General features: G+C 70.4%; 14 protein-coding genes. 10 read left to right on the top strand and 4 right to left on the bottom strand.

The features are described from left to right. From D7Y13_RS27555 to D7Y13_RS27525, 7 genes are all read left to right on the top strand, one after another. The coding region (locus D7Y13_RS27555) for a TetR/AcrR family transcriptional regulator C-terminal domain-containing protein (protein ID WP_208734496.1) at nt 1-244 on the top strand (244 nt) is incomplete at its 5' end. 162 nt (nt 245-406) lie between these two features. Beyond that, the gene (locus tag D7Y13_RS27550) at nt 407-1183 is read left to right on the top strand and encodes an SDR family NAD(P)-dependent oxidoreductase (RefSeq protein ID WP_120535156.1); all 777 of its coding nucleotides are present in this window, start codon (nt 407-409) and stop codon (nt 1181-1183) included. Further along, nucleotides 1173-1967, top strand: a complete 795-nt coding sequence (locus D7Y13_RS27545; RefSeq protein ID WP_120535155.1) for a class I SAM-dependent methyltransferase — start codon at nt 1173-1175, stop codon at nt 1965-1967. The genes D7Y13_RS27550 and D7Y13_RS27545 overlap by 11 nt, the downstream gene beginning before the upstream one ends. A 90-nt stretch (nt 1968-2057) precedes the next feature. Further along, the gene (locus D7Y13_RS27540) at nt 2058-2609 is read left to right on the top strand and encodes a hypothetical protein (protein ID WP_120535154.1); all 552 of its coding nucleotides are present in this window, start codon (nt 2058-2060) and stop codon (nt 2607-2609) included. 129 nt (nt 2610-2738) lie between these two features. Then, entirely contained in the window at nt 2739-3131 is a 393-nt protein-coding gene (locus D7Y13_RS27535; protein WP_120535153.1) for a hypothetical protein, read from the top strand. 79 nt (nt 3132-3210) lie between these two features. After that, entirely contained in the window at nt 3211-4152 is a 942-nt protein-coding gene (locus D7Y13_RS27530) for a hypothetical protein (RefSeq protein WP_147444266.1), read from the top strand. Between the two features lie 145 nt (nt 4153-4297). Further along, nucleotides 4298-4693, top strand: a complete 396-nt coding sequence (locus D7Y13_RS27525) for a LysM peptidoglycan-binding domain-containing protein (protein WP_120535164.1) — start codon at nt 4298-4300, stop codon at nt 4691-4693. 58 nt (nt 4694-4751) lie between these two features. Here the strand turns inward: D7Y13_RS27525 and D7Y13_RS27520 are convergent, their stop codons facing one another. Next, nucleotides 4752-6332 carry an acyl-CoA carboxylase subunit beta gene (locus D7Y13_RS27520; protein WP_120535151.1) on the bottom strand — a complete coding sequence of 527 codons (1581 nt, stop codon included), beginning with the start codon at nt 6330-6332 and terminating at the stop codon, nt 4752-4754. An 80-nt stretch (nt 6333-6412) separates the two neighbouring features. Beyond that, nucleotides 6413-7972: a ChaN family lipoprotein gene (locus D7Y13_RS27515; protein ID WP_120583164.1), complete on the bottom strand. Its 1560-nt coding sequence runs from the start codon at nt 7970-7972 to the stop codon at nt 6413-6415. A gap of 111 nt (nt 7973-8083) precedes the next feature. On the opposite strand from D7Y13_RS27515, the gene D7Y13_RS27510 reads away from it, so the two are divergent. Both D7Y13_RS27510 and D7Y13_RS27505 read left to right on the top strand, forming a co-directional pair. Then, the gene (locus D7Y13_RS27510; protein WP_120583163.1) at nt 8084-11167 is read left to right on the top strand and encodes a TonB-dependent receptor domain-containing protein; all 3084 of its coding nucleotides are present in this window, start codon (nt 8084-8086) and stop codon (nt 11165-11167) included. After that, nucleotides 11167-11997 (top strand): 5'-nucleotidase C-terminal domain-containing protein, encoded by an 831-nt coding sequence (locus tag D7Y13_RS27505; protein WP_120583162.1) that lies wholly within the window; start codon nt 11167-11169, stop codon nt 11995-11997. Before D7Y13_RS27510 ends, D7Y13_RS27505 begins: the two co-directional genes overlap by 1 nt. 55 nt (nt 11998-12052) lie before the next feature. Here the strand turns inward: D7Y13_RS27505 and D7Y13_RS27500 are convergent, their stop codons facing one another. Together D7Y13_RS27500 and D7Y13_RS27495 are read right to left on the bottom strand one after the other, a co-directional pair. After that, nucleotides 12053-12334: a TIGR04563 family protein gene (locus D7Y13_RS27500; RefSeq protein WP_120535147.1), complete on the bottom strand. Its 282-nt coding sequence runs from the start codon at nt 12332-12334 to the stop codon at nt 12053-12055. Between the two features lie 8 nt (nt 12335-12342). Then, a complete protein-coding gene (locus tag D7Y13_RS27495; protein ID WP_015350409.1) occupies nt 12343-12546 on the bottom strand; it encodes a TIGR04563 family protein in 204 nt (67 codons plus the stop codon). A 468-nt stretch (nt 12547-13014) separates the two neighbouring features. On the opposite strand from D7Y13_RS27495, the gene tilS reads away from it, so the two are divergent. After that, a partial coding sequence (gene tilS / locus D7Y13_RS27490) for a tRNA lysidine(34) synthetase TilS (protein WP_120630815.1) occupies nt 13015-13780 on the top strand: 766 nt, incomplete at its 3' end.

Here is a 13780-nt window from a genome sequence, read left to right as displayed (position 1 = left end):
GGGGTGGGCGGCGTTCACCGTGCTCGACTACGTGCTGGGCTTCACCATCGAGGAGCAGGGCTTCAGCGCGCAGGAGGCGGAGACGAAGGAGCGTGCAGGGGCCCTGCGGGAGCGGGCCTCGGCGCGCTACCCCCATGCGGCGGGCGCGATGGACGCCATCCTGGACCGCGACTTCGACCGGCGCTTCGACTTCGGGCTGGAACTGCTCATCGCCGGGATTCGTGCCCGGATTCCCACCGGATAACCGCCGCTGTCAGGAACGGGGAGCGCTCTTCGTCCCCGCTGCCCGGCACGCAGCCCTTCCCCGACACCTGCCCGTCATCGCCGCTGTCCGCCCCGGACGGCTCGGGCATCATGCCGCGCATCGCTCCTGGCCTGGACGGGAGCCCACGAGGAGTCCTCGGCGATGGACACGGAACTGCAAGGCAAGGGTGTGCTGGTGACGGGGGGCGCGGGCGGTATCGGCTCGGCGCTGGTGCGGGCGTTCGCGGGCGAGGGCGCGAAGGTGGCGGTGCACTACCACCGGAGTGAGCAGAAGGCCGCCGCGCTGGCCCGCGAGGTGGGGGGCACGTCGGTGCGCGCGGACCTGACGGTGGAGGCGGACGTGGACGCGCTGGTGCCCTCGGCGGTGAAGGACCTGGGCCGGCTGGACGTGCTGGTGTGCAACACGGGCGTGTGGCCCGCGCCGGATGAGCCGGTGTGGAAGATGTCCCTGGAGCGCTGGCGCCGCACGCTGGCGCAGAACCTGGACAGCGTGTTCCTGAGCTGCCGCGCGTTCCTGCGCCACGTGGAGACCACCGGCACGGGCAACATCGTCATCATCAGCTCCACGGCGGGCCTCTTCGGCGAAGCGGGCCATGCGGACTACGCGGCGGCGAAGGGCGCGCTCGCGAGCGGCTTCGTCAAGAGCCTGAAGAACGAGCTGCACCGCATCGCGCCCATGGGCCGCGTCAACGTGGTGTGTCCGGGCTGGACGGCGGTGGACCGCAACCGCGACAAGCTGGGGGACCCGAAGTTCGTCGGCCGCGTCACGCGGACGATGCCGCTGCGCAAGGTGGGGCAGCCAGAAGACGTGGCGCGGGTGGTGGTGACGCTCGCGTCGGACCGCATCTCCGGACACGTGACGGGAGAGGTCGTCACCGTGGCGGGGGGCATGGAAGGCAGGGTGCTGCATGAAGACTGACGTGGATGTGCGGGCGTACAACCGCGAGGCGTGGAACGGCGAAGTGGGCCGGGGCAACAAGTGGACCCTGCCGGTGTCCCCGGAGGTCATCGCCGCCGCGCGCCAGGGCGACTGGAGCCTGGTGCTCACGCCGTCCAAGCCCGTGCCCCGCGCGTGGTTCGGGGACCTGGCCGGCAAGGACGTGCTGGGCCTCGCGAGCGCGGGCGGTCAGCAGTGTCCGGTGCTCGCGGCCGCGGGCGCGAACGTCACCGTGTTCGACAACTCTCCCGCGCAGCTCGGGCAGGACCGCCTGGTGGCCGAGCGCGAGGGCCTGACGCTGAAGCTCGTGGAGGGCGACATGAAGGACCTGTCCGCCTTCGGCGACGGAAGCTTCGACCTCATCTTCCACCCGTGCTCCAACTGCTTCGTGGACGCCATCCTCCCGGTGTGGCGCGAGGCCTTCCGCGTGCTGCGCCCCGGAGGCGTGCTCCTGGCGGGCATCTGCAATCCGGTCCGCTACCTCTTCGATCCGGCCGAGGAAGAGCAGGGCGTGATGCGGCTCAAGTACACGATGCCGTACTCCGACTTCACCAGCCTCACCGACGAGGAGCGCCGCCGCTACACCGACAAGGCCGAGCCCATGGTCGTGGGGCACTCGCTGGAGGATCAACTGGGCGGACAACTGGCCGCGGGCTTCGTGCTCACCCACCTCTTCGAGGACAAGTTCGAGGAGAAGGACCTGCTCTCCACGTTCCTGCCCACGTTCATGGCCACGCGCGCGGTGAAGCCACCCCTGCGTCCGTGACGCGGATGTTCGTTGCGCTCCGGAACCGAAAAAGCCTACAGGGGCGGAGTCCGGGTCTCTCCGGACATCCCCCCTTTCTAGGAGTCACCCATGAAGCTGTCCCTGCGTCTCTCCGCGCTGTTGCTCGCGGGCGTTTCCGTTCTCGGTCTGGGCTGTGAAGGCGCGGGCGCGCGCGATCCGCTGAACGCCATCGAGGCGGGCGCGCAGGTGTCCGTGGCGCCTGAACTCGCGCAGGTGGAGCAGGGCGCGGTGGGTGACACGTTCCTGCGCTGTACGCAGCCGCAGGATGGTTCGTACCTGGAGGTCGTGCAGACGGCGACGGGCTACGAGGCGGCCACGGTGACGGAGGCGTACGACCCGTGGGACTGCCGCTGCACGTACCAGCAGCGCGTGGTGCTGGGGCAGTACACCCGGTGCAACCGCTCCACGGTGGATCCGCGCATCCTGAACTGCTTCCGCATCGAGCCCAACGGCACGACGGGCAAGGTGGTGCTGTCCACCACGCGCGTGCAGAAGACGCAGATGGTCATCGGCGGGACGCAGACGGTGTCGTACTCGGAGCTGAGCATCGCGGCCATCAACCAGGACCCGGGCCAGACGCCGCGCAAGGACTTCACCTACACCCTGTCGGACTGCCAGTAATCCCGGCCGTCCGGAGCGCGATTTAACCTTTCGCCAGCTCCGGGGTTTCAGGTGTCAGAGCGCGACGGAAAGCGGGCCTGCACGGCTGCCTTCCGCCGCGCTTCCGACCCGAACCTGGAGTCCACCACCATGTCGCTGAAGTCCATTCTTCGCGGTACCGCCGTCGCCACGCTGCTGTTCGCCGTGCCCGTGTTTGCCCAGACGGCGCCGTCCGCCGAGTCCGCGCCCCAGAAGTCCGGCCAGTGCGAGAAGGGCGCCCGTGGCAGGCACGGCGGTGGCGGCCACAAGTTCGGCCGCATGGAGCACCGGCTGGACAAGCAGGTCGCCGAGGGGCGCCTCACCCAGGCCCAGGCGGATGGCTTCAAGGCCGAAGCCAAGGCGCTGCACGAGGAGATGAAGGCCGCCCGCGCCGCCGCCAACGGTCAGGTGGACGAAGCCCAGCGCTCGCAGTTCAAGGAGCGCCGCCGCGCGCTGAAGGAGAAGATCAAGTCCGCGCTGGCGCCCACGCAGCAGGGCGCCTGAGGTCCGCGGTGATGGGGGCGCGTGACGAGGGGGACCGGTTGGCGCAGACTGACCGGGCCCCCTGTCGCCGGGAGTCCCCATGGTTCGCTGTCTTCTCGTCGCGGTGGTGCTCCTGACCGTTGGCTGCCGTTCGCATTCCGGCGTGGCGCCAGGAGCGCAGGCGCAGGCCGCGCCTCCGACAGAGGCGGAAACGCCGGTGACGCTGGTGGCGGACGAAGAGCTGCTGCGCGTGCAGAAGCGCGCCCGCTACATCGTCGCCTCCGAACAGGGCGCCATCCGCGCCACGGACCTTCTGCTGAAGCGGACGGATCTGGACCGCGCGCGGATGAACTGGTTCTTCACCGTGCCGCGCGGCAACGCCTGGTACACCGTGTTCGGGCGCTTCAATGCGCAGGACACCTTCGTCCCCGCGTACGCGTACCGCGCGCCCATCGAGTTCTCCTCCGAGATGGAGGACTTCCCGGTGGACTCGCTGCCCGAGGGCATGGAGGCCGTGGCGCGCGCCGTGAGCGCGGCCTGCGAGCGCGTCTACGAAGTGCATGGCCGCAAGCAGCTCAACCCCGTCGTGGTGGAGGAGGACGACACCCTCACCGTGTACGTGCTCCAGGGCTTCGACGACTCGAGCCTGTACCTGCTGGGCGGCGACTTCCGCTTCCGCTTCAGCAAGGACGGCCGGCAGAAGCTCCAGGAGCTGCCCCTGCACCAGGGCCTCATCCCCGTGTCCATCGCGCCGGATGGCGACGGCGAGCGGCCCGCCTTCTCCGCGCACGCGCACGTGCTCTTCCCGGGCCCGATGGAGACGGAGCTGGCGCTGGTGATGCTCTACCCCGTGCTGGGCGGCCTGTTCGTGGGCGTGACGGATCAGGACTGCATCTACGCGCTGTCGCCCGACGGCACCATCCGCGCGGTGCGCCTGAGCCGCGAGGAGGTCCTGAAGGAGCTGCGATCGGATGGCACGTTCGCGCCCCCGGAGTCCCTGGTGCCCCCGAAGGACGCAGGGGACCCGGGCGTGGTGCTCTGAACAGCTGCCGGTGTGCACTGTTGAGCTTCGACCATCCCTGTCGCCCCGGCCCGGTCGCGTGTGGGTGGGGAGTGCCTAGAGTGCTGCGCCTCATGTGGACGCAAGCGCGCGGCGTGCGTCCACGGACACCCGACAGGAGGACGTGATGGCCTTGCAGAACGACTACCAGGACGTGCTGGACGTGGCGAAGAACGTGGGCGCCAAGGTCGAGACCCGTGAGGAAGGCGGCAAGCTCATTATCAAGGGCACGGTGGAGCACGCCTTCGACCGCGATCGCATGTGGGATCAGATCAAGGCGAAGCACCCGAAGTGGAATGACGAGATCATGGTCAACCTGACCGTGACCCACGCGGAGCCCTACGGCGTCCACACCGTGAAGTCCGGCGACACGCTGGGCAAGCTGGCCCGCGACATCTACGGCGACGCGAAGCTGTACCCGAAGATCTTCGAACTCAACAAGGACCAGCTCAAGGACCCGGACCACATCAAGGTGGGCCAGGTGCTCAAGCTGCCGCCCAAGACGATCGTCAACCGGGCGTAGTCCGAAGCCTCCCGTCCGACGGTGGCCCCGAGCCAGCCGTCGGAACGGGAGCGGTGCTTCACACCGGAGAGATTTCCCGGCGGCGGAAGGGGCGCTCCACGCGCTTGTTCGCGGTGCGCTTGAGCGCGCGGGCGAGCAGCCGGCGCGTGTCGCGCGGATCCACCACGTCATCCACCATGGCCATCGCGGCGGTGCGCTCGATGCGGATGTGCGGGCGCAATCCTTCGGCCAGCTCCTTCTTCATCGCGGCGGCGGCCTCCGGGCTCTCCGCGGCCTGGAGCACCTTGCGCGCGGCGATGGACACCATGCCCTCCGGGCCCATCACGGCGATCTCCGCGCCCGGCCACGCGACGAGCAGGTCCGGTTCGAAGGCGCGGCCGTTCATCACGTAGTAGCCCGCGCCGTAGCCCTTGCGCACGACGACGGTGAACTTGGGAACGGTGGCGCTGGCGGTCGCGTACATCATCTTCGCGCCGTGGCGGATGATGCCCTGCTGCTCCACCTTGGTGCCCACCATGAAGCCCGGCACGTCCTGCAGGAAGAGCAGGGGGATGTTGAAGGCGTCGCACAGGTTGATGAAGCGCGCCGCCTTGTCCGCCGCGTTCACGTCCAGGATGCCGCCCAACTGCATGGAGTTGTTGGCGACGATGCCCAGCGGGTAGCCGTCAATGCGCGCCAGTCCCGTGATGAGGTTGCGCGCCCAGCGCGGCTTCATGGGGAAGAACTTCCGGTCATCCACCAGCGACAGGATGACCTTGTGCATGTCGAACGCCTGGCGCGGGCTCTCCGGCACCACCTTGAGCAGGTCCTCGTCGCGGCGGTCGAACGGATCGCTGGTGGGCTTGCGCGGCGGCTTGTCCTCGCAGTGCGAGGGGAAGAAGCCCAGGTACTCGCGCACGGCGGCGAGGCAGGTGGCGTCGTCCGGGTACTCCGCGTCCGCGACGCCGGACAGCTCGTTGTGCACCTTCGCGCCGCCCAGCTCCTCTTCCGTGACCTTCTCGCCCACGGTGGACTCGACCAGGTACGGCCCGCCAATGGCCAGCGAGCTGGTGCCCTTCACCATGGGGAGGAAGTCCGCGAGGCCGGGGATGTAGGCCGTGCCGGCGGCGCCGGGGCCCACCATCGCGGCGACCTGCGGAATCACGCCGCTCATCACCACCTGCTCGCGGAAGAGGTAGCCGGTGTCCGCGAAGCTCGCGATGCGCCGGGGGTCGATGCCCGCGCTCGCGTCAAGCCGCGCGCCGGCCGAGTCCACCAGCCACACCATGGGGATGCGATTCTTCAGCGCGATGTCGCGCAGCCGCGCCACCTTGCGCTCGCCCACCTCTCCGATGGAGCCCCCGTAAACGGTGAAGTCGTAGATCGCGGCGGCCACCGGACGGCCGTCGATCTCCCCCGTGCCGGTGATGACGCCGTCGGCGGGGGAGGGCGGGCCTTCGTCCTCCTCCGGGAGGTTGCCGTGATGCCCCGCGAGCAGGCCCAGCTCCTCGAAGGTTCCGGCGTCGAAGAGGAGCTTCAGGCGCTCGCGCGCGGTCAGCTTCCCCTTGGCGTGCTGGCGCTCGACGCGTTCGGGGCCACCCATGCCCTCGTTGCGCTGGCGCTGCTCGGCGAGCTTCTCCACCCGTTCGGTCATCTTCATGGCGGCGCACCCCTTGGATTGATTCTAGAATCAATCAAAGCAGGGGCGGGGCCCGGCAGGAAGAGGAGAAGTGGGGAAGGTCAGGCTCCGCGCAGCCGCTCAGCCCAGGTGAAGTAGGCACCCCGGGGGTCGTCGAGCGGGTCTCGGAAGAGGGCGCGGATGTCGGCGGTGTCCACCTGGCCGGAGTCGAAGGCGCGGTAGAGGCTGTCGCCCAGCAGGTAGCCGAGCGCATGGCTGACGCCGTGGAACAGGCGGTCGCGGCGCAGGGGCAGCAGCTTCACGGCCTCCTCGGGGGCTTCGCCTTCCGTGGCCTTGTGGGCCAGGACGAAGGCGGCGATCTGCCGCTCCAGGCCCCGGGACTCGCCAAAGCGCTTCGCCCACTCCGACACGTTCGGGCAGGTGCGGCGCGGGTTGACGAGCTTGGAGCCGAAGAAGCCCAGCGCCTCTTCCAGGCAGCGCGCATAGAAGGCCTCGGACGCGCCGCGCGGAGCATCCATGGCGTCACCCACGGCGCAGTGGCGCACGAAGTGGGCGGCCTCTTCGGCGGCGTGGTTGAGCGACAGCGACGCGAGGTAGGCGGTGCGCGCGCGGGGGATGTAGCCGCTTTCGCGCGACAGGATGTGCTTGCGCAGCTGGGACACTTCCGCCTGGGTGAAGCGGCCGCGCTGCCGGATGCGGGCGAGCACGTCGCCATCCGCCGCCGTCGTCACCTCCACGGAGTCCAGCGCCCGGCCCACCGGCACGCCCGCGAGCCGGCCGATGAGCTCCGCCATCTCCCGGAAGCGCTCCGCGGCGCTGCGGTCCATCAGCGGGGCGTCGTCGCCTTCGGCCTCCAGATAGTCCAGGAAGCTCTGCTGGCAGAGGACGGGCGAGGCGTTCATCAGGCACAGGGCGCCATCCGCCAGCTCCACGGCCTCCGCGGAGCCCAGCCGACCTTCACGCGCGAGGCGCCACCAGAGGCCTTCGGCGTTCTGGTACACGACGAGCCCCCGGCGCGGGTGGTCGTCCCCGAGGGCGCGCTCCACCTGGGCAGGCAGGTGACAGGGGGCGGCGTGGAACTGGCCCACCAGCACCATCACCAGCGGGACATCCTCCGCGCGGGCCACCCGGGCGATGCGTTCGGCGGCGAAGGCGTCGCGCAGCGCGAGCGAACGTTCTCCCTGGGCCCGCCGGTCGATGGCCGCCACGGCGAGCTTGTGGCGCTTCGCGAACCCGAGCACCGCGCGGATTCCGGCGCCGGGGCCGAAGCCCGTGGAGGGGCCATGGCCCAGCCGGGACAGGAGCGTGCGCTCCGGCATCCGTCCCGCGAGGTACGCGTCCAGTGCCGCCTGGTGACGACCTTCCACGCATTCGAGCGCCAGCACGACGCGACGCCCGGACGCGAGGGCGCGTTCGGCCAGCTCCAGGTAGGTCTGCTGGGCCAGGGGCAGCGTGTGGTAGTCGCCGACGTAGACGAGGTCGGAGGCCGCGATGCGCTGGTGCACGTGGGTGACGGGCACGACGCGCTGGTAGGTGTTCGTGCGACGCCGGTAGCGCGCCTCGTAGGCACGGAACGCGTCGGTGCGGCCTTCCACCACCCGGGCAATCTGGGCGCGTTGGCGGCGGAAGAGGGCGAGGTGAAGGGCAAGCGACGCGCGCATGGAGCGGAGGCAACGTCGCACGCGCTTCTGGGGGCGGCAAAAAATCAGCGGGATGGGCGCGGGTGGCTTGCTTGACTCGAATGGCCCTGCAACGGACCATCGTTGGCAATCTTGCTGACCGCACTTCCTCGCACGCTCATCCTCTGTGCCGTGGTGTTCGTCGCGGCCCCCGTCCACGCGCAGGAGCCCGCACTGCTCCATGCCTCGCCGCCGCGCGCGGAGGCCCGTCAGGCCCTCCAGTTGGATGCGACGCTGGTGGACGGAGGCAAGGTGCTGGAGGTCTTCGTCCGCTATCGCGGCCCGGGTGAGCCGTACATCCAGGTCCCCATGGAGCGGCAGTACGGAGACCTGTACCGCGCGGAGATCCCCGCCGAACACATGGTGGCGCCCGGCGTGGAGTACTACGTCGAGGCCGCGATGGTGGACGGGGCGCGCACGCCCCTGTTCATGTCCGCGCTCCGGCCAGCACGCGTCAAGGTGGGGGAGCAGCCTCCGGCTCCGGTGGCAGTGGCTCCTTCCAAGCCGGGCTCACGAGGGGACACCTCACGGTCCGCGCCGAACATCGATGCCTTCACGCCGCCCTCCGGTGGGGATGACGACGCGGACGCCGCCGCGCCGGCCGATGCGCGAGGCACGTCGTCCCGCACGGGCACGGTGCCGTCGGCTCCCACATCACGGGGGAGCACGGCCCCATCTCCAGAGGTGACGCGGGGGACTGCCGCCCCGGACGCACGCGCTTTGACCCGCCCGGATGCCGCGGATCCACGTGCCACAAACAACCGTACGCGTACGGACGCGGCCGATTCGCGTCCTTCCGGGCGCGCGGACAGCTCCTCGGGTCGAGCGGACAGCTCGGACACTCGCGCTTCGGGCCGTACGGACAGCGCGGATTCGCGGACCTCTCCGCGCACGGACGGCACGGACTCCCGTTCCTCTTCGCGCACCTCACGCCCCGCGCAAGACGACGAGATGGCCGCGCTCAACGCGGACCTTCCCCCCGACTCGCGCGGGAGCATCTCCTCCCGGTCGGGCACCTCCGCTGCCCCCCGCGAACCCGGCACCTCCGGCCGCAGCTCGATGGACGACGACCTGGCGCTCTACAGCGCGGAGGACGTGCTCGCGGTGACGACCCTCCAGGAGGAGGCCGTGCGCACCGTCCCGGCCATTGGCGCGTCGTTCAACCGCTCGCAGATGATCGCGCTGGGTGCCCGCACGGTGGCGGACGTGCTGGACGTGGTGCCGGGCGTGTCCGTCAGCCGCGACGTGCAGGGCTTCCACCGCACCGCCGTCCGGGGCCTTCGCAACGACGCGGAGGTGCTCTTCCTCCTGGATGGCCACCGCCTCAACAACTTCTTCGACGGCAAGGCGCTGATGAACCTGCCGGTGGAGAACCTGGAGCGCATCGAGGTCATCCGCGGTCCCGGCTCCGCCATCTACGGCGCTGGCGCCTTCCTGGGCGTGGTCAACCTGGTCACCAATCACGCGGACGGCGTGCGCGGCGCGGTCACCACCGGAGGCGTTCCCCGTGACGACGGGCGGCTCGCGCTCGCCACGGACGGACACCTGTCCGCCGCGCACACCACCGGCGACCTGCGCCTGTTCGCGGACGTGGACCTGTGGAGCCAGGACGGTGACTCCCTCGTCATCGACCACGATGCGCTGGACGCCGAGTCCGTGGACCAGGGCCTGCGCAACATCGAGGACCCCGCGGGCCGCACGCGCGACGGGCGCTTCTTCGTCAACGCGGGCGGAGGCATCTCCTACGGCCTGGACAGCGCCGGCCGCGTGGGCGTCTCCGCGCGCTACCTCACCGAGAAGCGCGATGCCCTGGTGGGCCTGTTCGACACCGTGGGCGAGGACTCGGAGCTGTCCTGGAACGTGCTGCTCGCCGACCTCACCTGGGACCGTCCCCTGGGCGACGGGGGGCAGATCCGCGCCCGCCTGGGCTTCGATCAACAGGCCACCGACCGCCGCTTCCAGCTCACGCCTTCCGACTTCCGCACCGGCGACGACACGGATCAACGCTTCCCGGACGGCCTCCAGGAGGAGACGCGCGTCACCGTGCGCACCGTGACGGCGTCGGTGGACGCGGACCTCGCGCTCGCGAAGGAGAACCACCTCACCCTGGGCTTCGTCGTCGAACAGCAGTCCCTGGCGAACTACGCGTACACGACGAACTACACGCTCGACGGCCGCCTGCGCCCCAGCCCCACCGCCCCTGAAGGGCTCGTGGACCTGACCGAACTCGCGGACGGCGCGGCCTCCCGCCGCCTCAACCTGGGCGTGTCCGCGCAGGACCAGTGGACGGTGCTCTCCGGCCTGACGCTCACCTTCGGCCTGCGCGTGGACGCCACCCAGCTTCCCAACGTGGACGCGGCCGGGACGCTGGACGGCCGCAAGACGGTGGTGCGCGTCAACCCGCGCGTGGGCCTGGTCATCGCCGCGTCGGACGCGCTCGTGCTCAAGGCCCTCTACGGCCGCGCCTTCCGTCCGCCCACGCCCCAGGAGCTGGTCGAGCGCATCCCCGACACCGACTACAACCAGGGTCGCTTCGAGGGAAACCCGCTGCTGCAGCCCGCCACCGTGGACACCTTCGAACTGGGCGCGGACCTCATCCAGGCCGCCGGTGACACCCGCGTGCGCGTGCGCGGCAATGCCTTCCTGCAGAACTTCTCCTCGCCCATCACCCCGGTGGACACGAGTGGCAACATCGTCCCCCTGCGCAACCGCGAGCTGGGTGTGCGCGTGTACGGCGTGGAGGCGGAGGCCCGGCTGGAGGCGTCCAAGCGCGCCGCCGCGTGGGTCAACGCCAGCCTGTCGCGCGCGCAGGACCTGGAGCTGCCCGGCCAGTCCCGCCTGCTCACCGACGTGCCCCAGGCCCGGTTCAACGCCGGCGTGTCCATGCCCCTGGGCGACTGGGTGAACCTGGACGTGGTGGTGCGCTCCGGCGCCGAGCGCCGCAACAACAGCCGCTCCACCCTGGAGCTCATCCGTCGCTACGAGATTCCCGCCTACAGCCTCATCACCGCGCAGCTGCGCTCCGAGCCCATCCTGGAGCACTTCGAGGTGACGCTCTTCGCGCAGAACCTCTTCGACCACGACCTGCGCGACGACGTGCCCCGTCCGGACCGCATCACCGGACTGCTGCCGCGCGAGGGCGTGTCCGGCTACCTCACCCTGAGGGCCTTCTACTGATGGACCGCCGCTTCCTCGCCGCCGCGCTCGCCGGGCTTAGCCTCCTGCCCGGATGTCTTGCGTACAACGACTCCTGTGCCCCGCTGGTGGACGACCCCGACGCCGTCGTCGGCTACGTGGGCGAGGAGGTCTTCCTGGACAAGACCTTCACCCGCCACGACAACAACGCGCTGGGGCAACTGGCCGCGGACGCCTTCCTCCACGCCGAGGACGGCGCGGCGAAGCCCACCGAGCTGGGCATCATCAACGGCGGCTCCCTGCGCGACGAAGGGCTGTGCGTCACCCGCACGTCCGTGCGCACCGGGCCGCTCAGCAACGGCGTGCTCCACGAGGTGATGCTCTTCGAGAACCTCGTCGTGACGGTGGACCTCACGGAGAAGCAGCTCGTCGCCCTGTTCGAGCACTCCGTGGCGACCCTGGCCCAGGAAGGGCAGGCCATCGTGTCGCCCTCGGGCGCGTTCCTCCAGGTGTCCGACGGCACCACCCTGCGCGTGGACTGCGCCCGCCCCGCGGGCCAGCGCGTGAAGGAGCTGCGCGTGCGCGGCCGCACGGTGTCCGTGCCCGCGCGTGAAGATGCGTCCATCCGCTACCGCGTGGCGATGTCCGCGTTCGTGCTGGAGGGGGGCGACGGCTACGGCAGCATCCTGGGCAACGCGGGTCAGGATCCGGACCGCAACCCGGTGCAGGCGCGAAGGCTGGGAGGCACGGACACCAACCTCACGGCGGCGTACATGAAGGACACGTACCCCAGCCCGGTCCAGGCGCTGAAGGAAGCCCCGCGCGTCGTCTTCGAGAACTGCGCCCGGCCCGCCAGACCCGCCTCGCGCTGACGCATCAGCACGGACGGGGCTTCAGGGCCGGGGCAAGGGGACGAAGGCCTTCCGCTTACGTCTTGGAGGGCTCGTCCGAGGAGGCCGGGGCGCTGGCCACCACCGCCGCGGGAGCGGCAGCGGGGGCCTGGGCCACGGCGGCCACCGGCCTCGGGGGCAGGGGGCCGAGCACGTCGTTCATCGAGGGCATCCGACGGATGTCGGCGCGGGCCACCTTCCACGCCTGCTGGACGATCCACGAGAGGGAACGGTCCTGCCGGTTCGCCTCGCGCTGGATCTCTTCCAGCATCTCCTCGGGGAAGTAGAGCGACTGCTTGCGATGATCCGTGGTGGCCATTGCCGGGGTTACTCCTCGCGAGGGTCCTGGCGTTCGTCGCCAGTGACGTCGTTGACGGCAGGGAATGACTTGATGCGCTCGCGGGCGATCTTCCAGGCCTGCTGCACCACCCATGAGAGGGAACGGTCCTGCCTGTTCGCCTCTTCCTGGATCTCCTTCAGCATCTCCTCGGGGAAGTACAGCGACTGCTTGCGCTTGTCGGTGCCTGCCATACCTGGGTCTCCGGGGCGGATTCGAGGTGACGACCTGAACACACCGGAGCGGTTATCCGACAGACTCCCTGAAGGGTCAACGGTTTCGGAGCACTCGTGCACGCACGCGGGCGCTGAACGCTCCGCTTCCGACAGTGCGTGGCCCCCCGGGAGCGCCCGGCCGCAAAAGAAGCGTGGCACGAAAAAAAGGAAACGCCCCGGCCTCCACGAAGGAAGCCGGGGCGTCTCGGAAAGAGGGACCGCCAGGAGCGAATCTCCAAGCGGCCCCGTGGGCCCAGAGGGGGAGGGGGGGGACCCCTAGGCCCAACACCATGAAGTCCAGAACGTCCGACCAACATCCACAGGGCGACGTTCTATTTCCGCCCTGCGACCACCGGTTGTGGGGATCATGCCAACCGTCTCCCACACCTTCCTGCCACCGCGAATCTGTAACCCGGCCACCCACGCCCCCATTCCTTCACCGCTTCCATGCCCCGTGCATCTCCTGGAGTCCCCCCGCTGGCCGCCCTGCTTGCCCGCTCCTATGCCGAGCACGGCCTGGCGTCGCGCTCGGTGCTGCTGGCCGTCTCCGGGGGCGCGGACTCCACCGCGCTCCTCGTGGGCACGGCCCGCGTCCGGGAATCGCTGGGCCTGCGCGTGGAGGTGGCGACGTTCGACCATGGCCTGAGGCCGGACGCCTCGGAGGAAGTGGCCTCCGTGGCGAACCTGTCCGCGCGCCTGGGGCTGGTCTGCCACGTCCGCGCGCTCGCGCTGTCACCCGGCGCGGGGGTGGAGGCCCGGGCCCGCGAGGCGCGCTACGCGACCCTGGAGGTGCTGCGCCAGGAGCGCAACCTGACGGCCATCGCCACGGGCCACACGCTGAACGATCAGGCGGAGACCCTGTTGATGCGGCTGGCGCGCGGCACCGCGCTCCGGGGCGCGCGGGGCATCCACGCCCAGGCGCCCACGCTCCTCCGCCCCCTGCTCGCGTGCTCGCGCGACGACGTGCTCGCCTTCCTGCACGCCGAGGGACTGGACTACGTGCGCGATCCGATGAACGCCGACCCCTCGCTCTTCCGCACCCGCATGCGCACCGATGTGCTGCCCGCGTTGGACCGCGCGGCGGGGTTTCGCACCCTCCCTCACCTGGCGAACTTCGCCCGGCTCGCCGCGGAGGATGAGGCCCTGCTGGGCCGGTTGGCGGACGCGTCGTGGGAGCGGCTGTCGCTGCCGGGCGAAGTTCGCCAGGTGAGGG

Source organism: Corallococcus praedator, assembly GCF_003612125.1.
GTDB classification, from domain to species: domain Bacteria; phylum Myxococcota; class Myxococcia; order Myxococcales; family Myxococcaceae; genus Corallococcus; species Corallococcus praedator.
The sequence above is the reverse complement of the archived record's forward strand: the minus strand, read 5'-3'. Positions and strand labels throughout refer to the sequence as shown.

Excerpts from the sequence above, each read along its gene's own strand:
- D7Y13_RS27495 (WP_015350409.1), bottom strand. The coding sequence starts at position 12,546 with ATGGCAGGCACCGACAAGCGCAAGCAGTCGCTGTACTTCCCCGAGGAG.
- D7Y13_RS27550 (WP_120535156.1), top strand. The coding sequence starts at position 407 with ATGGACACGGAACTGCAAGGCAAGGGTGTGCTGGTGACGGGGGGCGCG.
- D7Y13_RS27540 (WP_120535154.1), top strand. The coding sequence starts at position 2,058 with ATGAAGCTGTCCCTGCGTCTCTCCGCGCTGTTGCTCGCGGGCGTTTCC.
- D7Y13_RS27515 (WP_120583164.1), bottom strand. The coding sequence starts at position 7,972 with ATGCGCGCGTCGCTTGCCCTTCACCTCGCCCTCTTCCGCCGCCAACGC.
- D7Y13_RS27530 (WP_147444266.1), top strand. The coding sequence starts at position 3,211 with ATGGTTCGCTGTCTTCTCGTCGCGGTGGTGCTCCTGACCGTTGGCTGC.
- D7Y13_RS27500 (WP_120535147.1), bottom strand. The coding sequence starts at position 12,334 with ATGGCCACCACGGATCATCGCAAGCAGTCGCTCTACTTCCCCGAGGAG.
- D7Y13_RS27520 (WP_120535151.1), bottom strand. The coding sequence starts at position 6,332 with ATGAAGATGACCGAACGGGTGGAGAAGCTCGCCGAGCAGCGCCAGCGC.
- D7Y13_RS27505 (WP_120583162.1), top strand. The coding sequence starts at position 11,167 with ATGGACCGCCGCTTCCTCGCCGCCGCGCTCGCCGGGCTTAGCCTCCTG.
- D7Y13_RS27525 (WP_120535164.1), top strand. The coding sequence starts at position 4,298 with ATGGCCTTGCAGAACGACTACCAGGACGTGCTGGACGTGGCGAAGAAC.
- D7Y13_RS27535 (WP_120535153.1), top strand. The coding sequence starts at position 2,739 with ATGTCGCTGAAGTCCATTCTTCGCGGTACCGCCGTCGCCACGCTGCTG.
- D7Y13_RS27545 (WP_120535155.1), top strand. The coding sequence starts at position 1,173 with ATGAAGACTGACGTGGATGTGCGGGCGTACAACCGCGAGGCGTGGAAC.